The 20,927-nt window shown below is 36.6% G+C and carries 23 protein-coding genes; 7 read left to right on the forward strand and 16 right to left on the reverse strand.

The features are described 5' to 3' along the window. Window positions 1-302: 302 nt before the first annotated feature. From rihC to mprF, 3 genes are all read right to left on the reverse strand, one after another. A complete protein-coding gene (gene rihC / locus RV15_RS10850; protein ID WP_071878071.1) occupies window positions 303-1,265 on the reverse strand; it encodes a ribonucleoside hydrolase RihC in 963 nt (320 codons plus the stop codon). A gap of 103 nt (window positions 1,266-1,368) precedes the next feature. Continuing rightward, entirely contained in the window at window positions 1,369-1,701 is a 333-nt protein-coding gene (locus RV15_RS10855) for a hypothetical protein (RefSeq protein ID WP_071878072.1), read from the reverse strand. Window positions 1,702-1,829: 128 nt separating this feature from the next. After that, entirely contained in the window at window positions 1,830-4,421 is a 2,592-nt protein-coding gene (gene mprF / locus RV15_RS10860) for a bifunctional lysylphosphatidylglycerol flippase/synthetase MprF (protein WP_071878073.1), read from the reverse strand. A 293-nt stretch (window positions 4,422-4,714) separates the two neighbouring features. On the opposite strand from mprF, the gene RV15_RS10865 reads away from it, so the two are divergent. Both RV15_RS10865 and RV15_RS10870 read left to right on the forward strand, forming a co-directional pair. Beyond that, window positions 4,715-5,089, forward strand: coding sequence for a helix-turn-helix domain-containing protein (locus RV15_RS10865; protein WP_071878074.1), 375 nt, complete (start codon window positions 4,715-4,717; stop codon window positions 5,087-5,089). Next, a complete protein-coding gene (locus tag RV15_RS10870) occupies window positions 5,082-5,735 on the forward strand; it encodes a CPBP family intramembrane glutamic endopeptidase (protein WP_071878075.1) in 654 nt (217 codons plus the stop codon). The genes RV15_RS10865 and RV15_RS10870 overlap by 8 nt, the downstream gene beginning before the upstream one ends. A gap of 81 nt (window positions 5,736-5,816) precedes the next feature. Here RV15_RS10870 and RV15_RS10875 read toward each other — a convergent pair whose 3' ends face one another. The 4 genes from RV15_RS10875 to dhaK form a co-directional block, all read right to left on the reverse strand. Continuing rightward, window positions 5,817-6,950: a glycerol dehydrogenase gene (locus tag RV15_RS10875; protein WP_071878076.1), complete on the reverse strand. Its 1,134-nt coding sequence runs from the start codon at window positions 6,948-6,950 to the stop codon at window positions 5,817-5,819. A gap of 24 nt (window positions 6,951-6,974) precedes the next feature. Continuing rightward, a complete protein-coding gene (dhaM, locus tag RV15_RS10880) occupies window positions 6,975-7,343 on the reverse strand; it encodes a dihydroxyacetone kinase phosphoryl donor subunit DhaM (RefSeq protein ID WP_071878077.1) in 369 nt (122 codons plus the stop codon). Further along, on the reverse strand, window positions 7,336-7,923 hold the full coding sequence (gene dhaL, locus RV15_RS10885; RefSeq protein ID WP_071878078.1) for a dihydroxyacetone kinase subunit DhaL: 588 nt from the start codon (window positions 7,921-7,923) through the stop codon (window positions 7,336-7,338). Before dhaL ends, dhaM begins: the two co-directional genes overlap by 8 nt. 147 nt (window positions 7,924-8,070) lie before the next feature. Continuing rightward, complete coding sequence (gene dhaK / locus RV15_RS10890; RefSeq protein ID WP_071878079.1) at window positions 8,071-9,054, reverse strand: dihydroxyacetone kinase subunit DhaK; 984 nt, start codon at window positions 9,052-9,054, stop codon at window positions 8,071-8,073. 402 nt (window positions 9,055-9,456) lie between these two features. Between dhaK and RV15_RS10895 the strand changes: the two genes are divergently transcribed. Beyond that, complete coding sequence (locus RV15_RS10895) at window positions 9,457-10,449, forward strand: dihydroxyacetone kinase subunit DhaK (RefSeq protein WP_071878080.1); 993 nt, start codon at window positions 9,457-9,459, stop codon at window positions 10,447-10,449. Window positions 10,450-10,664: 215 nt separating this feature from the next. Here RV15_RS10895 and dhaS read toward each other — a convergent pair whose 3' ends face one another. From dhaS to RV15_RS10910, 3 genes are all read right to left on the reverse strand, one after another. Then, complete coding sequence (dhaS, locus tag RV15_RS10900; RefSeq protein WP_071878081.1) at window positions 10,665-11,210, reverse strand: dihydroxyacetone kinase transcriptional activator DhaS; 546 nt, start codon at window positions 11,208-11,210, stop codon at window positions 10,665-10,667. Window positions 11,211-11,365: 155 nt separating this feature from the next. Continuing rightward, window positions 11,366-13,702: a hypothetical protein gene (locus tag RV15_RS10905; protein ID WP_245791341.1), complete on the reverse strand. Its 2,337-nt coding sequence runs from the start codon at window positions 13,700-13,702 to the stop codon at window positions 11,366-11,368. Between the two features lie 219 nt (window positions 13,703-13,921). Then, window positions 13,922-14,500: a TMEM175 family protein gene (locus RV15_RS10910; protein WP_071878082.1), complete on the reverse strand. Its 579-nt coding sequence runs from the start codon at window positions 14,498-14,500 to the stop codon at window positions 13,922-13,924. 166 nt (window positions 14,501-14,666) lie between these two features. Between RV15_RS10910 and RV15_RS10915 the strand changes: the two genes are divergently transcribed. After that, window positions 14,667-14,867, forward strand: a complete 201-nt coding sequence (locus RV15_RS10915; RefSeq protein ID WP_083429165.1) for a hypothetical protein — start codon at window positions 14,667-14,669, stop codon at window positions 14,865-14,867. 225 nt (window positions 14,868-15,092) lie between these two features. Here the strand turns inward: RV15_RS10915 and RV15_RS10920 are convergent, their stop codons facing one another. From RV15_RS10920 to RV15_RS10940, 5 genes are all read right to left on the reverse strand, one after another. Next, entirely contained in the window at window positions 15,093-16,184 is a 1,092-nt protein-coding gene (locus RV15_RS10920) for a DUF5105 domain-containing protein (protein WP_071878084.1), read from the reverse strand. A gap of 130 nt (window positions 16,185-16,314) precedes the next feature. After that, a complete protein-coding gene (locus RV15_RS10925; protein WP_071878085.1) occupies window positions 16,315-17,094 on the reverse strand; it encodes an HNH endonuclease in 780 nt (259 codons plus the stop codon). Window positions 17,095-17,228: 134 nt separating this feature from the next. Then, window positions 17,229-17,630, reverse strand: a complete 402-nt coding sequence (locus RV15_RS10930) for a hypothetical protein (protein WP_071878086.1) — start codon at window positions 17,628-17,630, stop codon at window positions 17,229-17,231. 18 nt (window positions 17,631-17,648) lie between these two features. Next, a complete protein-coding gene (locus RV15_RS10935; protein WP_071878087.1) occupies window positions 17,649-18,176 on the reverse strand; it encodes an HdeD family acid-resistance protein in 528 nt (175 codons plus the stop codon). A gap of 248 nt (window positions 18,177-18,424) precedes the next feature. Further along, window positions 18,425-18,769: a winged helix-turn-helix transcriptional regulator gene (locus RV15_RS10940; RefSeq protein ID WP_071878088.1), complete on the reverse strand. Its 345-nt coding sequence runs from the start codon at window positions 18,767-18,769 to the stop codon at window positions 18,425-18,427. 114 nt (window positions 18,770-18,883) lie between these two features. On the opposite strand from RV15_RS10940, the gene RV15_RS10945 reads away from it, so the two are divergent. The 3 genes from RV15_RS10945 to RV15_RS10955 all read left to right on the forward strand — a co-directional run bounded on the left by RV15_RS10945 (window position 18,884) and on the right by RV15_RS10955 (window position 20,475). Further along, window positions 18,884-19,210 (forward strand): putative quinol monooxygenase, encoded by a 327-nt coding sequence (locus tag RV15_RS10945; RefSeq protein WP_071878089.1) that lies wholly within the window; start codon window positions 18,884-18,886, stop codon window positions 19,208-19,210. Between the two features lie 120 nt (window positions 19,211-19,330). After that, window positions 19,331-19,660: a PadR family transcriptional regulator gene (locus tag RV15_RS10950; RefSeq protein ID WP_083429166.1), complete on the forward strand. Its 330-nt coding sequence runs from the start codon at window positions 19,331-19,333 to the stop codon at window positions 19,658-19,660. A 2-nt stretch (window positions 19,661-19,662) separates the two neighbouring features. Beyond that, window positions 19,663-20,475 (forward strand): DUF1129 domain-containing protein, encoded by an 813-nt coding sequence (locus RV15_RS10955; protein WP_071878090.1) that lies wholly within the window; start codon window positions 19,663-19,665, stop codon window positions 20,473-20,475. A gap of 49 nt (window positions 20,476-20,524) precedes the next feature. On the opposite strand, the gene RV15_RS10960 is transcribed toward RV15_RS10955, so the two are convergent. Beyond that, the gene (locus RV15_RS10960; RefSeq protein ID WP_071878091.1) at window positions 20,525-20,902 is read right to left on the reverse strand and encodes a DUF956 family protein; all 378 of its coding nucleotides are present in this window, start codon (window positions 20,900-20,902) and stop codon (window positions 20,525-20,527) included. Window positions 20,903-20,927 lie beyond the last annotated feature (25 nt).

Consider the following 20,927-nt stretch of genomic DNA (forward strand, 5'->3'; position numbering starts at 1 on the left):
TTTACCAACATTAGTTGACAAAGAGCCCTTTTTTGTTGTACACATATAAAAATGAACTTGTAAGTAAAGAATAGTAATGCAAAAGCGTCTATAACACTTTGTGAAGCTTAGCAAATCATGTTATCTACTTCTAATTGAAACATAACTCTTTAATTATCCCCCTTAACATGGACTCCTAACCCAGTTAAGGATATTTTACTTATACAAACTACAAACGCTACAAAAGAATGGGATATGCCTCCCGCAAATGGATATAACTGGATAGTTTAAACTATATAATGGCATATCTGTATAACACAGAATCAATCACACTTTCTAATCGCTTCTAAAAACCACCGTCTAAATTGTTTTTCATCAATATCCACACAAACACGACAGTTTATCTCTTTTCCCAGATATCCATCTAAATCGAATAATGTCGCTCCAGCCGTCAACAACCCTTGAGTTTCAACTGTAACATAAGACTCTCGCACTTCAAACATTTCAGGATCTAGCAGATAGGCGATCGCACAACCATCATACATCTTCAATCCAGTATCTAAACTACCACCGCGATATGCGCTAAACAAGTGATCGATCATGTCACCCGTTTTATTCATCTTTTGGAGCGTTGCCCGCTCTTCAGGTAAGACCAAGGCTTTTTCTCCTACATCTAATCCGACGACCGTTAAAGGCATCTTACTTTCAAAAACGATTTTGGCCGCTTCCGGATCAGCTGCGATGTTAAACTCTGACAATACACCATAATTTCCTCTGGCTAACGAGCCACCCATAATGATCAGTTCTTCGACTCTTTCCACACATTCCGGATACATTCTAAGCAAAAGAGCGATATTAGTTAATGGTCCGATCCCAACGATCGTAGTCTTTTCTTTTGACTCCATCAGTACTTTATACATCTCAATTACTGCATGGTTTTTTGTTAATAATTCATACTTGGATTCTGGAAATTCATAACCATCCATGCCTGTGCTTCCATGAATGTCGCTAGCATTGATCGCTTCACGCAACAATGGTCGATCTGAACCGATCGCCACAGGAACCTCTTTATCCCAAAAAGCCAGCAACTTAAGGAGGTTTTTTGTTACTTTATCCACACTAACATTCCCCGCAACTGTCGTAAAAAGTTTGATATCCAACCGTTCATCAAACAATGCTGCAGCGATGGCAATTGCATCATCGATCCCTGGATCTGTATCAATGATGACTTTTCTTGATTTTTTCACTTTCTTTTTTCCTTCCTTTAGGCTTGATCCGTGTAACATAGTCGTTCTCCCATGCTGATTACACTTCGCTAAAGCCACTCCTTTTTTTATATAAAAAAGCGGAAAACAGAAAAAGTAACTGCTCTCCCGCCTTCTTCTATTTTTAATAATCTAATTGTTTTAAATGTAATAGAAATGACTCTGACGTCAAACGCTGAATCTTATATAAACGTTCAATTTGCTTGTGGATTTTTTTATCTGCTTTACTTGCTGGATCAAAAAGTTCCATCAACTTGCCGAATCCGTATTCTACCAAAATACCTACGCCGCCGCTACCAACCGTGAATCCCATCATTTCTGTGTCATTTAATTGGCCCTTTTTGATTTCTGCGATAAGTTGACTGAAATCGCCTTCAACGATAATCTCATCTGTTTTTTTATCTAAGGCTGCTGCTAGTTCTGCCTTAGTTTGTACAGTTACCTGCTCCATAACCATCCCAAAAACCTCCTTTGTCTCTTTTTAATTATTATACGCTATTCCTATATTTTTACTAGAGGTACTTAAGACGTATACGAAAAGGATGCGAAGAACCCATTTTCTGGTCGCTTCCCATCCTTTTATTTCTATGATTCGATCATTACTTCTTCAACCAAAGAAACTACTTTTCCCTTGCCGCGTTCAACCAACAAAGCAAGCTGGATAAAAGCAAATAAGACATTACTTTGTTTTGAATAAGCAAAATATCTAGCTTCCCAATTTGTTACATAAGGCTCTTTCTCTTTTCTTGCATCTTTGAATCTATAGACCTGATCCCCATATTTATAAAAAATATTGATTAGACGTTCATTTAAAAACGAATACTTTGTTTCCCCTACATTTGACAATGGCGCTGTGCCTAAATCAACCGAATGATAGCCTTGTTTTTGGTAGGCCACAATAAAATGAGTCAACAAAAAATCAGTCATATGCTGTGGTGCTGCCTCACTATAGCGTAGTAAGTCATACGACATTTCACGATTTTGAACGATTGGCTTAGCGGTAATAAAACCAATCACTTCATGACGTTCATTCCGCACAATACCGATATCGCTTAATTCAAGATACTCTTTATCAAAATGACCACCCACAAAATTCCGTTCTCGTTGCGTTCCTAACCATTCTTCAGATACACGAGCCAACTCCTGAAACAGCTCATCTGAAACTGGTTCATGATACAACGTAAAGCGATAGCCAGAATTAGTCAAATGCTGCAATTCCATACTATTGGTTGAGAGAGAGACATGGGCTTTATCGATCGTAGAAAAATCAACGATTCCTTCTTCTCCAACCTTCATAAAATCGAATCCTAAATCATGCAGAACCATCGTATACTTTTCGCTGATTCGATAAAACGCGGCTTGATAGCCTAGTAAATCGGCTGCATCCATAAATGCCAGTGTGCCTTGCGTCCATTTTTCTTGATTTCCAATCGGATCAGCTAAAATAAAGCATTTGTTTCCTTTGATTTGGTAGGCGAATAAGACCTCATCTTTTCCATTTTCCTGATAGTAATAATACGTATAATTTTTCAAATAGAGTAAATGACTACCTGACGTTCCCCCATATCGATCGATCAAGGCCGTTAAACGTTCTTCCTGATACGCTTCACCTAAACGTTTTGAAGTATCTGCTAGGTATTGATACAGTGTGATCAAGCCGATCATCGAAATCCCTAAGCCAATCAAGCCAGAAAACCAGACATCATCTGATGGAAATAGTAAAAACATATGAGGAAGCGGTCCTGTTTTGTCAGGATGAGAGCTATAATACCCTGCAACCGCATAAATAATAAACAAGAAACTAAACAAAACACCATCGACTGCCAGCGCACCCCACGAGTAAACAAATTTTTCCCGGTAAAACTCTTTTCTCGCCAAAAATACCGCTGAAAGAATCACCAGATAAACTAAAATCAATTGCCATGAAGCCGTTCTAGAAATGGTATTAACGATTCCAAAAATCAATAGACTAATCGTTGGCCAGTAAGCTTTGCGGACTTTCATCGAAATCCCTCTCGCCAGACCCAATAACAAAAAGCCAATCAACATATTAAATGTTTGATCTAAAAAATCAAAAGAGAATGGCAATAAAAACTTGAACAAGCGGCTAACATTCGATAAGTTTGTAATCGTCGACAGCAAAACCATCATGATTCCAGCAAAATAAAGTGCTGCAACTAAAATAAAATGAGCAGCTTTTTGCGAAAAAATTCGGGGTAAATTATCCAAAAAACGATTGATTTTAATACCTGTTTGATGAATAAATAAGATAATTCCAGTAATAAACGGTAAAACATAATAAAATAATCGATAATAAATCAGCCAAACAACTGCTGTCGATTGCCCCACTCCTAATTGTGCCAAGCCTAAAATCATCAACACATCAAACGTTCCCATACCACCTGGCACCATTGTCAGCATACCGATCAATGTCGCAATCACAAACATTGGATAAACAGAAACCAAGGAGACATCAACAGACATCAATGCACCCACACTTAAAAAGGCGAGCATAGCACCTAACCACTGCCCCAGTGATGCCCCGAACAAAAGAAAAATACCTTTCGGGAAAAAATCTTTGAACAGAGTATATTTTTTAATTTGAGTAAATAACAACAAGGCTGGCGCAATCAAACTGCCTGCCAATAGCCAGACCCAATATTCTCTAAATAAACTATCTGGACGAATAAAAAAAACATCGATGAACGCAATAAATGCTAAAATAGATAAACCCGAAATCATAAATAGAGCAACTTTAGAAACTGTTGCAACCACTTTTTTACGCGGCGCGTCCTTGCCATAAAAATTAGCCCGCAATGTTGCGCCGACCACACCGCCAAAGCCTGCCAGATTGTTGATCGTATTTGTGACCCAAGCGGAAACAAACCACTCCCAGCGATTCATTCTCGGCTTCCCTTGCTCTTCTAATACTTTTACCACTACTAAATCATATAATAACATCGGTAAAACGCCGATCAAGCCGACCAGAATCATTCCGATGATCCGAAAGCGATTTTGTTGTCCCATCGTGTGAAAGACATCCTGCCAAGTCATTCCCTGCACAATATGCGTCACTTGATTCGCGACAAAGATCAAAACAGAACCCAGAAAGATCAATTTCAATAACAAGCTATGTGCTTTCATCCAATGGAGTAGTTGGTTTATTTTATTTTTCATTTGTTCACCACCTTCTTTGACCACTTCTAAAAAATCACTTACATCTATTTTCTTTTATATGTTAGCTTATAACTGATTATTTTTCCACTATTGATTTTTTCTTATTCTTGTAAAATCGTCATCGTCTCCTTGAAATAGATCGATCCATTCATCTTCTACTATCGACTTGTTTTTTTTGGGGCGTTACATAGTTACACATCGTTGTGTATCAGCGGATTGTGACAGATCTACACTTTCTTTTCACCATTATGTATATTATCATTTTCAATATAAATCACGAAAGGATGATCACTATGAAAATCGGTCAACGTCTAAAAGAAGCCCGAACCGCTAATCACTATTCCCAGCAGGAGGTTTCTGAAATACTCCATGTTTCACGTTCAACTATTTCCAGTTGGGAGATCGGCAGAACCTATCCTTCAATTGAATTGTTAGTTGAGTTAAGTAAATTATACGATTTATCTCTCGACCAACTATTAAAAGAAGACGAAGAAATCATCAAGGAATTTAAAAAAGACCAACAATATAAAAAGTGGGTCGTTATTCTTGGCATTGTTATCATAATTCTCTTATTAGTCCTTTTAATAAGCAGCTTTAACGTTTCTGAAAAAGCGATCGCATCAAGCCATTTACTAATTACTTTGACACAGGAGGGTGCTTTTGAATAAACAAAAACTACTATTTATTCTATATCTAGTTATTTATGTGACTGTTTTTCTTTTTAAGATCCCGACTTTATTAATAGAAAAGATCACTTTAACAAATTTAAGTATAGCAGTATATGTACTTCTCTTCATTATCGGTATTACCCTGTATCATACGACTCTTAGAAAGAATTTAAGCTGGATCGTTCATAACAAACTCAAATCATTGCTCATTTTAGTTCTTGGCTACATAGGAGATAATCTATCCCTCATACCAGCTTTTTTCTTAATTAATTACCTTGGTATTACCGAGACACTTCAGAATGATTCAGACATTATGATCGTTAGCCAATTACTTTCACCAATAACAATTATTGTCGTCTTAGGCATAATCGGACCGATCGTAGAAGAACTATTTTATCGGCAAATGCTGATCTCCAGTTTATCTACATATGTTCCTTCCTGGTTTGCCATCCTTATTTCCAGCTTTCTCTTCGCTTGCTTACACATGGATGCTCGCACGCTTAATGAAGGGCTACTCGTAATACCTTACTTTTTTTCAGGGATTATTTTGGGTATTCTTTACAAAAAAACAGATAATATACTTTTTCCAATCATTCTGCACGTATTTGTCAATGTTACAGGGCTCATCCCGTTATTGATGACTTAGACGACTGTTGATAAAAAACCTGAGTAATAAATCCAGCAGACTTTGGATTATTACTCAGGTTCTTCTTTGCTACTAACTTTTTTAGTGATTCTTATTCTTATACTCGCTTCCAATTTTGTCAGCCACAATAATTGCCGCTTTAACTTGGTCTACTGTAATTGGAAATGGCATTGAATGAATGGATTCTTCTGGAATACATGATTTTTCAGCTACTTCTGTTAGCTCAGCATCTGAAATTTCTTTCACCCCTAAATCAGCTAAACAAACGGGTAAACCGATTGATAAAGCAAAATCCAATACTTCATATAACTCAGCTTTTGGCGCATTTTCTAAAACTAGCTGACAAATCGTACTGAATGCTACTTTTTCGCCATGTGTTGCGCCATGAGCATCATGTAAAACGGTCAACCCATCATGGATTGCATGAATTGCAGCGAGTCCTGCACTCTCAAACCCTAAGCCGGAAAGTAAGATGTTTGCTTCAATGATATTTTCAAGAGCTGGTGTTACTACGTTATTATCCGAAGCTTCTTTGGCTTTTAGACCATCTTCTAAAATTGTTTCATAGCATAATTTAGCTAATGCCAACGCTGTATTCGTTCCTTTAGCTGGCGGACAGACACCTTCACGGGCGCCGCAAGGCAAACCAGCATTAACGTTAGAATAAGAATTATGCGTAGCTCTTGCTTCAAAATAAGTAGATAAGGCATCTCCCATACCAGATACTAAGAAACGTGTTGGCGCATTTGCGATAACAACTGTATCGATCAAAACAACACTTGGACTTTGAACGAAGTATGCATAATCATCAAACTGACCATCTTCTGTATAAAGAACTGCCGAATGACTTGTCGGTGCGTCTGTTGCAACAATGGTTGGTACGATAATCAAGTTATGACCTTCAGCCACACATTTTGCCGTATCGATCGCTTTGCCGCCTCCCAGACCGATCACGCAATCACAATCATTTTCTTTAGCCACTTTTTGTAGCCGAGCCACTTCTACACGGGATGCTTCTCCGTGGAAATTACTTTCAACAAAGGAAATATCAAATTTTTCAGCCGTTTTATCTAGTTTCTCTTTTACTCGGTTCACATCATCTTTATGGGCGATTAACAAGGCTTTTTTACCAAAAGTCGTAACAAAATAACCTAAATTTAGTAATTCATCTTCCCCTTGAACATATTTCGTTGGACTAATAAATGCTTTTCTCATGTTTGGAAACTCCTATTCTCATCTTTATTTTATTTTTAAAGGGGCTAATTGCTCCTTTATGGTTTCGATCGGTGTATCTACTTGCAACAAGGCCGCTGCCGTATAAGCGCTTTCTACTAAGGCTGTATCAAACAGTAACACTTCTTTTTCTGTCATATCAATGGCCATTTCTAAATTCATTTTAGCGCTGCCTAAATCATAAAAAGCGAGCAATGTTTGCGCAGAATTCTTTTCAAACGCATCCATGATTTTTTCAAATGATGTCCCCACAGCTCCTTGGTCTAAGCCAGCTGCAACAGTTATCGGTACATCTTTTGCCACTTCTTTGATCAAGCGGTCCACACCTTCACCGATTTCTTTCACATGAGAGACGATCACTACACCATTACTCATCGAACACACCTGCTTCCATTAAAGATTGAAAGAAATACATGCTGGACATTGCCCCAGGGTCGATATGACCAATAGAACGCTCACCAACATAAGACGCTCGTCCTTTTGTCGCAGCAATATCTTTTGTCGCTTCTACCGCTGCTTTCAACGTTGCTTCTGTTAACGTATCACTCTTAATTGCGTCTATTGCCGGCGCCCATTCATCCAGCATGGTTTTTTCACCTGGTTTGCTGTTTCCACGTTTTTCAATTCCTGCTAATCCTGCTTCTAAAATAGGTAGTGCCTCAGCAGTTGTTGCCGATGCTTTGGCCATTTCCATCATCGCTGTTCCATATAACGGACCAGAAGCACCACCGACTTTACTGATCAAAGCCATTGCGGTCACTTTGAAAATATCTTGTATTGTTTCCGTCTCTTTACTTCCTAGACTCTCACTCACCGCTTCCATCCCACGAGCCATATTATTCCCATGATCTCCATCCCCGATTGGTGTATCCAATTCACTTAAATAGTCTTTATTTTGATCGATTTTTTCTTTGAATAATTGTAGTGTTTTCTTTAGATTATCTACAGTAAACATTTAAATTCCTCCTAATTTAAAAGTGTAGTGGGCTCGTTTAGCTCTGACAGAAAAATAAATTGTGGACTCTTTAGGTCACAGGCAGATCCTACCTTTTTTCTGAGAGACTAGTACGTGTAGCTAACGTTAATTCATTATGTGGCATTTTTACCAAGCCACCGTATCCACCTCTTCATTCAAGGCCTGTACCCAATCATCTTCCACTTTCAGCAATGTCATAGAAAGCCCTGCCATTTCTAAAGAAGTCATATAATTGCCGACTTTTGAAAAGGAGATTTCTACACCTTCTGCATCCAATAATTTCATTGCATCATCATAAAAAATATATTGTTCCATCAATGGTGTGCCGCCTAATCCGTTGATCAAAATAGCAAATTTATCACCTTTACCCCATTGGAATGCCACTTTTAGTTTTGAAACTAATTCTTCAGCCATTTCCTTAGACGTTTTGATTTTTTCTCGTTTGTAACCAGGCTCTCCATGGATACCAACACCAAATTCAATTTCATCATCCTTTAAAACAAATCCAGGTTTGCCGACTTCTGGAACCGTTGCACCTGTTAAAGCCACACCGATTGTTTTCAAATTCTTAACAACCTTTTCACCTAAGGCAACTAATTCATCCACTGATGCTCCATTACGTGCTGCTGCTCCTAGAATTTTGTGGACGAAAACCGTGCCAGCCACACCACGTTTACCTTGCGTATACGTACTGTCTTCCACAGCAATATCATCATCCACAACAACTGTGCCGACTTTGATCTCTTCCATCTCTGCTAAATCTTTCGCCATATCAAAATTCATGATATCTCCAGAATAGTTTTTCACGACCATGACAACGCCTTGTCCTTGGTCAACAGCTTTGATTCCTTCAAAAATTTGGTCAGGCGTAGGTGATGTGAATACTTGTCCGCAAACGGCAGCCTGTAGCATCCCTGATCCAATAAATCCGGCATGGGCTGGTTCATGGCCGCTACCGCCGCCGCTGATCAAAGCTACCTGTTTATTGATTTCTTTTTGTTTTAAAACAAAGGTTTCTGGGACTTGTTGCACTTTTTCCTGATGGGCACGAACAAATCCTTGCACCATTTCTGGAACTACATTTTGTGCTTGATTGATGATTTTTTTCATACTATTCCCTCCTATTTTATCTTTGTTTGATGAGCGTGTTCATTTAGTTTTCATCTTTCTATTTTCACATTCGATCGTCCCTATTTTTCTGTCGGAGTTGGACGAGCTCATTGTGCTTTTATTTTATCTAGCTCCATGAGCTAACTCTTCGGAAAAAAGATAAAATCCGATTGTGGCAAAGAGTGCCACCCTCATATTTCCCTATTTTTCTGTCAGAGTTGGACGAGCTCATTGTGCTTTTATTTATTGTATACGTTTACAATACTCGCTTATAAAAAAAGTTGCAACGGACAAACAACAAAATGTGTCCGCTTTCATTTCATTCTTTATTCAAACTATAGTTTTCACTGGACAGACAGCGTATAATAGAAACAGATATTATCGAAAAGGGGCAGAGGCTCAATGAAACAATTGATCAATTCCAGTGGACACATGCGCCAGCAGTTACTAGCTGGACTGACTTATACATATAACGACAGACTTGATTGGCAAGTAGGTACTGGGATCGTCACTAAAAAAAAGATTGCTGAAAATAAAGTTGTCCTGATTAGTGGGGGCGGTTGTGGCCACGAACCGGCTCATGTCGGGTATATCGGGGAAAATATGCTGGATTGTGCAGTGATGGGCGCTATTTTTGAACCACCTGCCGCAAGCGAAATTCTTCAAGCTATCGAGAAAACATATAATGGTCAAGGAACGTTATTGATCATCAAAAATTTTGAAAAGGATTTGGCGAGTTTTTTAGAAGCCGAGCACTTGGCGAAAGCAAAGGGATTATTCGTCTCTCATGTGATCGTAGATGATGATTGTTCTATTGAAAGCGGCACCTTTGAAAAGAGACGACGAGGAGTTGCCGGAACGGTTTTTGTCCATAAAATTCTTGGAGCTGCAGCCGCGCAAGGGCATTCTTTAAATGAGCTGCATACATTAGGTGAACAGCTCATTCCTCGGATTAAGACATTAGGGGTTGCATTTTCTCCCGCTTCGCCGATTGGTATCATCCCTCAACAATATCAACTTGCAGAAGATGAAATGTACTTCGGAATCGGTATCCACGGAGAACCTGGCTACCGCATTGAAACGATGCGGTCCTCAGAACGCATCGCAATCGAGCTAGTCAATAAGCTCAAGCAACAATATGAAAAAGCAGACCTGACCCAAGCTGCCATCTTAATAAACGGCTTAGGCAGTACGCCATTACTTGAACTAGGAATTTTTATGAACGATGTACAACAATTACTAGATATAGAAGATATCAATGTGGTCTATAAACGAATGGGAAATTTTTTAACAGCTTACAATACAAACGGACTTTCTTTAACCTTATTAACAATCAAAGAAGAAAAATGGCTAACCTATCTAAATACACCGACAGACGCCTTTGGCTGGAAATAAGAAAAGCGAAATGAACCGTTTAGCCCTTGAGCAAATTAGGAACTGCTAGTAAAGATGCTCTTAATCTTTACTAGCAGTTATCTATTTGACGACAGGGCTGGTTCATGTAGCTAGAGCATAGAAAAGCGCAATGAAGCTGTTTAGCCCTTGAGCAAATAACGAACTAAGCAAAAATAATGAGTAGCAGTGTCATTTCATCCACACTCTGCTACTCATTATTTTTCCTCAAAGCCTATTAGAAACGCAAATTTCATTTGTTCAGAAAATCGGTGAGCATCAACCTTACATCCTTCAATGATCCATTTAGTTGTTAGAGAGACAAACGCATTTGCGTAAAATTCCTCTAAAAACAAACGATCTGATTTTTTCATCTCACCCGATGACTGATCCTTGATCACAAGAACTTGGCTGATCAACACTTCAAGATGCTGTGTATAATACTCTTGAAACGAATTTTGTCCCTCAAAAAGCAAGATCTTTCGATAAAACAACTGATTCTCCTCAAAATAGACAAACAAATTTTCTACGATGACCTGCCAACCTTCATAAGCCAGATTGTCTTCAATTTTTTCAATCGCCTCTTGTTGAAAAATCCAATCCGCCAATTCATATTTATCCTGAAAATAATCATAAAATGTTTGACGCCGCATATTGCTTTCCTGCATGATTTTTGCGATCGTCACTTTTTCAAAACCACTATCTGAAACAAGTTTTTTGAATACCTTCGCAATTTTCTTTTTTGTGATCAATGATCCTGTCATTTGTCTGCACCTTTAATTTCTTTAGTCCTTTTATTGTACCAGTAAATGAACATTTAGAAAATCAATGATTCTGCGAGCGAACAAAAATAAGCTAAAACAGACAATCAACTCACCCGATTTTAGCTTATTTGTATAGTTTACGCTAGTGATTCTTACTAATTTTGGCGTGCCAAGTACGTTTCTAGATAGTCACTTAATAGTTTATAGCCTTCCATTTTTTGTTCCACTTCTTTTGGACAATAAATCCATTTACCCATGACTTTTCGTTTCTTGGATAATATACTGATCTCTTCTAAAAAATCACTCAAATCGTTGATTAATTGCTGCGTACTTAATTCGTTGCCTAACAAGATATCTTTCTTTTCCCGCTCATAAACAGAGGCCCATAAATACGGTAAGACTTCGATTTTACGAATATTAGCATAAAAGTCAGCTTTAGGTAGCATTCCTTTATGTCCTAGCCCTCGTCCTTGTTGGAAAAATGAATGGATATCCCATTCTAATTTTTTCAAACGGCGCAAAGATGGTCCCTGCGGATCTAAGGCGTTATTATTATTATTATCGTATCCTTCCTCTAATGACCAGGAACTCCTTGTTTCTGCTGTTTGCGGATGTTTTTCTGAGACACGATCAAGCATTTCTTCGATTGCTAATGTCACTGTAGGTCTTTCTTCTGTTGCCTCTATGACAGGTCTCATTGGTCTATTAGCTTGTAAAAAAGTCTCTTTCGACGGGAAACTTCTAGTTGCTTGTGCAACTGGCTGTTGTGACACTGCAGGCCTTGTCGGCGGCGCTGGTGGTCCCATTATCGTATTATTGAAACTTGTCTCAGGAGTTTGCTGAACCGTTGTAGCGGTTGTTTTTTTCGCTACAGCAGCAGCTTGTGTCGTTTGACGCATCTTTTGTTCTAGCTCGGCTATTTTTTGATGTGCTTTGATTAATTGAACATCTACTTTACCAACAGTTTGTGTTAGTTTTTTTATTTCAGTCGCATTAGATTTTAATTGCTCCTGATCTTTTTGGTGTTGCTCAGTCAATTTCTTTGCTGAATCACTTTTAGTCAGTTTAGCTGTAGGTACTTTTTTCTTTTCATTTTTAACAATGGTCAATTCTGCTTCAACCGTTTGTAATTTCCTTGTCAGTAGATCAATCTCTTTGTTCAACTTAAGTGTTTCCGACGCTGTCTCTTGTAATTGACCGTGGTCTTTTTCTATCCTTGCTATTGCTGCTGAATCTGGTTTTACCTTTGAAACAGTTGATTCGACAGTACTCAATTTATCATTGATCTGCTGCATCTGACGTGCGATCGTTGTGACTTCATCACTGGTCGATGTTAATTTATCTGCTATTCTATTTTGTTCATCCGCTGCTTTTCTCGCTGTAGAGAAGTTAAGCGATGGTCTTTTTTCTTGTTTATTTTTTTCAATTGTTTTATTCAAGTCTGCCACTTGTTGATCAGAACGATTCATTCTTTGTACTAGCAAATCGATCCTTTTTAATGTTTCGTCTAGACGATTCTCTATCGTTGGACCCGCTTTTTCGTCCGGACCAAAAACAATTTTAAATTTTGGCGGTGTTTTAGGTTTTGGTATCTTGGCTAATTTTTCGTCTACAGCTAGTTTAAATGTGGAAAATTCTTCCGCCAATTGTGCTATCTTTTCATTGACTGCTTTTAATTGTTTAGCATTTTCAAATTCTAATGCCTCTTTTGCAGCTACTTTACTTTGTACTACTTTAACAACAGGCGGTGTCCTTTTGTCCTTAACAGTTTGGACTTCTTTATAAATGTCATTCAGATTTTCGCTAAATTGATTCATCATCTCTGTCAAAAGTAAGACTTCACTATTCGTTTCCTGTAAGCCTTTAACCATTTCAATTGGTAGATCTTCAGAGAAACTTGAGAGATGCTCTAATGGTAGTTCAGGAACTTCTAAACTGCTGATCCAAGTACGTAGATCACTTATTTGCAACTTACTGAGTGGATGTGCTAATGCTAGCAGTAGTGTGACATACACAGCTTTTTGTGTCACACGCACATAAAGATTTTTTGCGACACAATCCTCAAATTCATGATTAAATTGCTCTGGAAGATCAGCTAACAATCCTTCGAATTGTTCTGGTTGCTCATAATCTGTCGTTAATTCAAATTTTCTTAATAGATAAACAGAATATTGACTCAATACATCATCCGAATAGAGCTCTTCTCCTAACCGACTTGCTTCGATTTCTTTTCTTAAAAAAACTTTTTTATTCCCTGCAGTATTTTTCGTAAGATTCAACTTTTCCATATGTACTAACGGCCCCTTTTTTACTTGTACCTTACCTTTTTTATTTAGAAACACTCTTGTTATAATTAAAGAGGCTGGCGTTAACGTTTCACTTTGAAAATCAAGACCACCGACTTTTCGCAAAAGCCGATCAGATTGAATGGGTCCGTTTATTATCGAAGTAACTTCCGCAACACCGAGTGATTTAGATTTAGGCCGCAACAAGCATATGCTCCACTTATGTGCCAATCCCCTCTACATCTTTTTTATAGTTCTATGTTTATTACGTTCTTTTTTAAACAATCATTTTTAATTTTACCTTATAAACGATAATAGTTTTTTCAAAAAATGTAGCAATACAGGAAATATTTGAGAAAAATAATAAAAACCGGAATAAAACTACATAAATAGTTTTACCCCAGTTTCTCTCATTCAATGATACCTTCACTCTTTGTATCGCTTTTCAATTCGTCGATCAGGAATGATCCACATAACCAAAATACCAATATTTACAATTAATACAAAATAAGGATGAATCAGCCAGCCTAAACCTATACCTAAAATATTTAAAAATATCGTGAGATAAGATTTATTATACCGCTGAAATAATTCACCTAATGTAGAATCACTGCCATTTACCCGAATTAATTCTCGAGTCAGTACTAAATAGGAAATATTTGCTAACAGTGCCATCACACCATAAGTCAGCTGTGGTACTAGGCTATCAATAAAATCGCCTACCCATGCAGTTGCGAAAGGAACCAGCGTCAAGGTGAAAATAAAAAAATTATTCGCCCACAGCACACGTCCATCAATTTTTTGAACTAATTGAAACATATGATGATGATTATTCCAATAAATTGCTAGCATCACAAAACTAACGATATAAATAAATAGTTTCCGTTCAACACCAGCTAGACCAGCTAAAGTATCTGTTGTTGGTTGATGCAACTCTAAGACTAAGATAGTCATCACGATTGCAATAACCGCATCTGTAAAAGCTTCGACTCTTGATTTTGACATGTTTCTCATCTCCTCTTTTTTTATTTTACGTCCTTTTTAGGCAAATGCAATAAAAAAGACCCGCCTTAAGGTGGACAGAAAATCAGCCTAAAGGTGGATTCTTTGACTAAAGATTCTTGCTATACTTTATTCATAGACAACAAGACAAAAAATGGAGGTTTTCATAATGAGACAACGATCAATGGTAATGAATATATTAATGGTAATCGGGTTATTTTTCGTAGGAAGTATTATTTTAAGTATTGTACTCGGACTTTTAGGTGGTCTGTTATGGTTTGCAATTAAAATCATGATCCCAGTCGCTATCGCTGTTTGGTTAGTACGTATGATTTCTGGATCATCAAATAATCGTCGTAGATATTACTAAGCTTAGTAGCTAGTTAAGCATATAGTGCTTCTTATATAAATAAAAACCTACAACAATCAGAGGAATTTTCTGATTTTTGTAGGTTTTGCTTGTTGAGATCAGAGAAACAATACCTAAGAACAACGAAACCCGTTGCTACCTTTACTTTGGGCTTTGTTATTATTAATTACAATCAATGGGTGGTTTACATAGAAATTTTAACTGACTACTCTTAGTGTACTTGTATTATTTACTGATATCTCCGCGGAAAGCTTGCTCAAGGTTATCAAAATAATTGATTGAACCTTTTGTTTGGATTTCCCATTTGTCTTCCTTTTTCTTCATTGTTAACTTAAATCCATCACCATAATTGTCAATGCTTACAGGTTTTGTATTTTTGAAGATCTCAGGTAACTTGTCTAGTTCTGCTTTTTGAGCAGCTTTACTTCTCTCATCATACTCTTGATCTCTGTGGGCTTCGTAATATTCTTTATTAGCAGCTTCCATGTCATCTTTCATTTCTTTAAATGACAAGCCTTCTGTATTGATCGTTACTTCCGCTACATCAGGGAAATAAGAAGCAATTTGATAATCAACTGTTGCTACTTTCGCATTGTCTTCTCTAAATACTTTTGCAAGTGCTAATCCTTCTTCATCCGTCACTTTATAATCATAGAATTTTTTCTTGATTGCTTTATTGAAGTTTTCATCAAAATTTTTGACTGCTTCATCACGATCATTCGCAACAAGTTTATTGTAGTCTTTGTTTTCAGTAGCTAAAAAAACTTCATCAATGAAGGCTGTTGCTACCTTGGTTGCATCTTCACTATGATCTTTATAATCAGATGCATCGACATCAAGAATAATCGGCTTCGGCTCTTTTTCTACTTCATAAATTCTAGGCTCAAAATGTACTTTGTATTTTGCCTTTTTTTCTACAGGAAATACGATATAACCCGTTTTGCTTTTCTTAGCAGAAATCTTCTCATACGCAAGTAATGGTGTTTTACTATCATCTAGATAAAGACTTAATGCTTCAATTTTACTGTCGTCCTCATCATAAAGCATGATATCTGTAGCACTCATATCTAAACTTTTATCTGTGACATTTTTGATCGTTACTTTTAATGCAAGAAAGCCTTCCCCATCTTCGGCTTCCTCATCTTTTGGTAGCACATATTCTCCTTCATCAATTGAAAGAGCAGCAATTGCAGATTTTGATGCTTTTGTTTCTGTTTTACCATCGTCTCCACTTTTTTTAGACGATCCTGTTCCTCCGCATGCTGCTAATGAAATAATCGCAACCGCTGATAAAAAGACTAATCCTAACTTCTTCATTCTATTCTCCTTCTAACATTTATTGAACACCCTTTTTATTTTACTATAGTCAGGAACGGACTTTATCTCAATCTTCTTATAGTTATTCTAATTTTTTGAGAATTTAAACTGTTTTTTTCAAATATAGTCATTATTTCGTATACATTTTGTCCCGATACAGCAACAATTGCTGTTCTTTGATTTTTTCAATAGCACTAACAGCATAATCGATCCCCATATGATACTCTTTGTGCACTTGTTTGGAAACAGTTAAAAGGTTGGCTTCATGATCACTTCCGCCTTCTGAGACAAAAATTAAATGATGGATCTCTACTTGATGATCACTTGCTGGAATTCTGACACCGAAACGATTGGTAAGTGCTAAATCAGCTCCTGTTACTCTACAATAAAATTGATCCCGACTAGCTATTCTGTATGGTAACGTGGAGATTCCTCGTTTGAAAAATGTTGCTTTTCCATAATTACGACTGCATCGATCCGAACAAAAGGATGTTCGTCTCCCCTCAAGCTTTTGATTACACCACTTACAGAGTTGTTTATCTTCCCTAAAATCGATTGTTTCAAAACCGAGTTCTTCTCCAAACGCTTTTTCATATTCATAAAGGCTTAACCAACGTCTCGTATATGTTTCAGTTTTTTCCTGTAAACGTAACTGGCTTCCTTTTGCCTTATAAATATATTTGTCAGGAATCAATTCAACAGTCTGCTGGATTTCTTTTTTTCTTGCTTTGGAAAAGGCTGAAACATCATTTTGAGGCAACACACCGATGCCAAATTGCCCAATCGTTTTGCATTTAAAACAAATATAAAATTGGGCCTGATCAGAAGTTTCATCTGAAAAAAGCAACTCTACTTTTCTTGAGCATTTAGGGCAATAGGCTTTTGGTAGTTTAAAGCGATGATAATCCATAATCTCATTCCTTCATATTTTTTTCTATTATAACTTATTTTATTGATAAAATTGCTAAAACCAAAAAAGCGAGGCTGGGATCAGAAGAAAACACTTCTGGCCTATCCTCACTTCCGCTTACTTCTATAAAATCTTTAACCTAATTGATCTGTTTTTTTAACGATTTTTTTAATTTCGTGAATTGCCTTCTTTTGTTCTAAATAGCTTTTCACTTTATTTTCGTCGCTATCGATTTTGCCTAATGTATTATCTAGTTTATCGATTTCAGCATTGATTTGATACACTAATGAATCTTGATCATTGATCCAGTTTTCAGCATTTTCGACTGCTTTATCATGCGCTTTTTGTTCTTCTTTTTCGATCTTATTTTCTTTGCGGATAATTGATTTTACTTCGTGCAACGCTTTTTCCTGTTCATAAAAATGTTTGATTTTGCTATCAGTGTCTTCCATTTTTCCAAGAGTCACGTCTAGCTTATCCATTTCTTTACCGATTTTTTCTACTAATTTTACTTCTTTTTCTGCATAATTTGCCATTACTTGTTCCTCCTTGTCTTATCTAAATGCGTAAACGATATGCGTGATACCAAAAAGCATAAAATAAAATCCAACTAGAAAACTTAATGTTAGCGCGGAAGATAAAGGGTTCATCAATAACATAATCCCTAAAATGATTCCCAAAATATCCACGACTAATGTAAACCAGAAGTAGCCCATACTAACTGATTTCGCCAAATCTAAAGCGAATAATCCAAAAACAGAGTCTAAGATAAACCAAATCGCAAATATAAAGGGTAACGCTGCAACCCCGATGTTTAAGTTAAATAGGAAATATACCCCGATTATAATATCGATTACACCTAAAATAATTGGCGCATAAGCTTTATAGCCTGTTAATTCCTTCATTCTGTTACGAACAAAAATTTCAAAAATCCCTTTAAGAATCGCAAAAATAGCAAACACCATCACAATTGCGATCAAGTTTCCAGCTGGATCTTGAAATGACAATAACGCCGTTAAAACAAATAGAATTCCCAGAATCAAAGATCCCCAGTCTATACCTTTTTTACTTGTTTCATTCATACTATCCCACTTCTTCCTGAGTTATTTTACTCTATAATTTTATGGTACTCCTAAAAATTGGTATAGTCAAAATAAACGACTCTAAAAATAACAAATAATTTTCTTATTACAAAAATTTTAACGCATTATTCATTATATATATAATTTACTTAAGAAGTTAAATATGAAAAAATCGATTGTATTTCTTTTCATGAACAGCAGCCTTACATTCCACTGTTTAGAGTAAGAAATCAATCGATAATATCTCTCTAATTCATTTTATTTGTACCTTTTTCAATAACTTCTAAACCCCAGTCCTTAATGATCATCAGGGCTGGTAATAATTTTAAACCATCTTCTGTCAATGAATACTCAACATGAGGTGGTATATCCGAATACTGAACTCGTTTAAGTAAATTGTATTCTTCTAATTCTCTTAGGGAGCGCGTCAACATAATATTCGTAATGCCAGTCATCTGTCTTTTTAATTCATTATACCGGACAGGCCCCGTTGCCAATTTCCAAATAATTGGAATACGCCATTTACCTCCAATTATTTTCAAAGCCGCGGTTACAGGACACGGATCAACATATCTTACAGGATATTCTTCCATTTAAATCCTCCAGCTTTCTAAGGCACAAAAAAGTGCGTACTTGTTCATTTGTTCTTTTAAAATTATACTCATTTTAGCACACAGTGCCGATAATAAATATAGGGGGAATGTAAAATGAATAATAAATTAATTAACAAGGTTAATGCTACAAATGCGAGAAACTTTGTCTACAATACCGCTTGTTTAAGTGCAACAGCAGGAAATGATTACATGGAAGTTTATCAACAATTAATAAGTTTTGCAGAAGAAACTGCTAAAGAAGAAGGAAGTGTCGAATTTTTCTTCGTACCAAGTAACCCCGATAAAGGTGAGTTTATGCTTTGGGAAGTTTGGAATAACCAAGCAGCTTTAGATACCCATATGACTATGGAATACACAAAAGATATTTTAGGGAAAAATATTATTACACTTAAGTGGAATGACTTAGTAACAACGTTCTAACCTAAGTTGTCCTGCTAAATTAAACTATCCTTATACCAAAAGACCGCTATGTTGCTTTACAACATAGCGGTCTTTTGGTATATTGTAATACAAGATACTTAATTAAAAGGAGGGACCTGTTTGGATGCTACTCAAATGTTAAAAGGAGTATTAGAAGGGTGTATCTTAAAAATCATTCAAAAAAAGACCGTTTATGGCTACGAAATGATTACCTTGTTATCAGAATATGGGTTGAATATGGTCAGCGAGGGTAGCATTTACCCCATTCTACTCAAACTCCAGAAGCAACAATTGATCACTGGTGAAATGCGTCCTTCTTCTGCAGGTCCGAAACGAAAATACTACTCGTTGACCCCAACAGGCAAAGCCTATTTACAACAATTTGAAAAGCAATGGTCCGTGATCGCTACGGGCGTTAATAATATTATGAAAAAGGAAAATGAGGGCTGAAAATGAACATAAAAGATCTGATCAAACAAAATAACGAATTACGAAAACAGCTTAATCCAGAAAATAAAAAATACTATGAGGAAATACTTGTTTATATTCGTGTAAATATGAATAAAGATGAGCAGAAAACGGAAGAAATTCTCTTAGAAATCTTGCAGGATATTTTAGATGCACAAAAAAATAGTACTTCGGCACAAGCATTTTTCGGGAAAAATCCGAAAGAAATCAGCGATAATATTTTAGCAGAATTACCGAATGATTCTGAGAAATATTGGAGTAAATTTTTATTTGTCTTTTTCTTGATTCTTCTACAATATAATCTATTCGATTTACTCCTACAGCCAGTCGTTTCCATAAATTGGTTCAATACAGTACTACCTGTGATTCTGTTAGTCGTAACTGCAATATTAGGGCTTACTTCGATTAAATACTCAGCCTTTGCAAGTGACAAGAAAAAAAGTTATTTTTTCGCTTTTCTCGCTCTCTTCTTATGGATGGCAAGTATTTTAACCCCTATTATCGATAAGAAGATGAATGGTATTGTCGGCTATATATTGTTCTCTCATCAAGCATTTGCAGCCATCTTGTTTATTCTTTCCATTTGCTTATTGATCGTGCAATTCCGCTTCAAAATGAATAATGCTACAGGTATCTATATCACAACCTTTTTCGCAGTATTAGAAGGTACTATTTTGCTTGGGATAGTCAATCCTGTATTTGTCTCAACTGGCTTACAAATTATTCTTTGGCTAGTTATTGTTCTTGTCAGTATCCTTGGTGTTTTAAGAGACAACCAAAAATTTAGAAAAAACTAGGATAAATAAAAAGGAAACTTACTTAATAAAAGTAGGCTTCCTTTTTTACTTACCCTTTTTTCTTACCGATCGATCGAAACGCTCGTTTGATTACATCAAAAAATCCTAACGACTGCACCATATGATCTGGTGCTACATACTCCTGCATTTCTCTAAGCACTTTTTTTGGTTGCTTAGAAGAGAAAGTAAACGTTCCGTTTTTCTTTGTCTGGATGGCATAGCGCGGAATCCATTTGCCTTTAAACATGACCGATGCGATCACATAATCAACTTCTTCCCACGGAATTTGAACAAATTTTCGGCTATCACGAGAATTGTAAAATTCAAAACCTTTGTCGCCGATCATAATTTTTCCATAATCCGTAAGTCCCGTAAAAGCGGTGGCATCCGTTATGAAATCTACTTGTGTATTCAGTGATTGAACCATTTTATCTGCTCCATTTCTTTCATGA

This window comes from Enterococcus silesiacus (genome assembly GCF_001886225.1).
Classification (GTDB): Bacteria; Bacillota; Bacilli; order Lactobacillales; family Enterococcaceae; genus Enterococcus_L; species Enterococcus_L silesiacus.

Bases quoted from the DNA above. Each gene is read 5' to 3' on its own strand.
- rihC (WP_071878071.1), bottom strand. From the start codon at position 1,265: ATGTTACACGGATCAAGCCTAAAGGAAGGAAAAAAGAAAGTGAAAAAA.
- RV15_RS10855 (WP_071878072.1), bottom strand. From the start codon at position 1,701: ATGGTTATGGAGCAGGTAACTGTACAAACTAAGGCAGAACTAGCAGCA.
- mprF (WP_071878073.1), bottom strand. From the start codon at position 4,421: ATGAAAAATAAAATAAACCAACTACTCCATTGGATGAAAGCACATAGC.
- RV15_RS10865 (WP_071878074.1), top strand. From the start codon at position 4,715: ATGAAAATCGGTCAACGTCTAAAAGAAGCCCGAACCGCTAATCACTAT.
- RV15_RS10875 (WP_071878076.1), bottom strand. From the start codon at position 6,950: ATGAGAAAAGCATTTATTAGTCCAACGAAATATGTTCAAGGGGAAGAT.
- dhaM (WP_071878077.1), bottom strand. From the start codon at position 7,343: ATGAGTAATGGTGTAGTGATCGTCTCTCATGTGAAAGAAATCGGTGAA.
- dhaL (WP_071878078.1), bottom strand. From the start codon at position 7,923: ATGTTTACTGTAGATAATCTAAAGAAAACACTACAATTATTCAAAGAA.
- dhaK (WP_071878079.1), bottom strand. From the start codon at position 9,054: ATGAAAAAAATCATCAATCAAGCACAAAATGTAGTTCCAGAAATGGTG.
- RV15_RS10895 (WP_071878080.1), top strand. From the start codon at position 9,457: ATGAAACAATTGATCAATTCCAGTGGACACATGCGCCAGCAGTTACTA.
- dhaS (WP_071878081.1), bottom strand. From the start codon at position 11,210: ATGACAGGATCATTGATCACAAAAAAGAAAATTGCGAAGGTATTCAAA.
- RV15_RS10910 (WP_071878082.1), bottom strand. From the start codon at position 14,500: ATGTCAAAATCAAGAGTCGAAGCTTTTACAGATGCGGTTATTGCAATC.
- RV15_RS10915 (WP_083429165.1), top strand. From the start codon at position 14,667: ATGAGACAACGATCAATGGTAATGAATATATTAATGGTAATCGGGTTA.
- RV15_RS10920 (WP_071878084.1), bottom strand. From the start codon at position 16,184: ATGAAGAAGTTAGGATTAGTCTTTTTATCAGCGGTTGCGATTATTTCA.
- RV15_RS10925 (WP_071878085.1), bottom strand. From the start codon at position 17,094: ATGGATTATCATCGCTTTAAACTACCAAAAGCCTATTGCCCTAAATGC.
- RV15_RS10930 (WP_071878086.1), bottom strand. From the start codon at position 17,630: ATGGCAAATTATGCAGAAAAAGAAGTAAAATTAGTAGAAAAAATCGGT.
- RV15_RS10935 (WP_071878087.1), bottom strand. From the start codon at position 18,176: ATGAATGAAACAAGTAAAAAAGGTATAGACTGGGGATCTTTGATTCTG.
- RV15_RS10940 (WP_071878088.1), bottom strand. From the start codon at position 18,769: ATGGAAGAATATCCTGTAAGATATGTTGATCCGTGTCCTGTAACCGCG.
- RV15_RS10945 (WP_071878089.1), top strand. From the start codon at position 18,884: ATGAATAATAAATTAATTAACAAGGTTAATGCTACAAATGCGAGAAAC.
- RV15_RS10955 (WP_071878090.1), top strand. From the start codon at position 19,663: ATGAACATAAAAGATCTGATCAAACAAAATAACGAATTACGAAAACAG.
- RV15_RS10960 (WP_071878091.1), bottom strand. From the start codon at position 20,902: ATGGTTCAATCACTGAATACACAAGTAGATTTCATAACGGATGCCACC.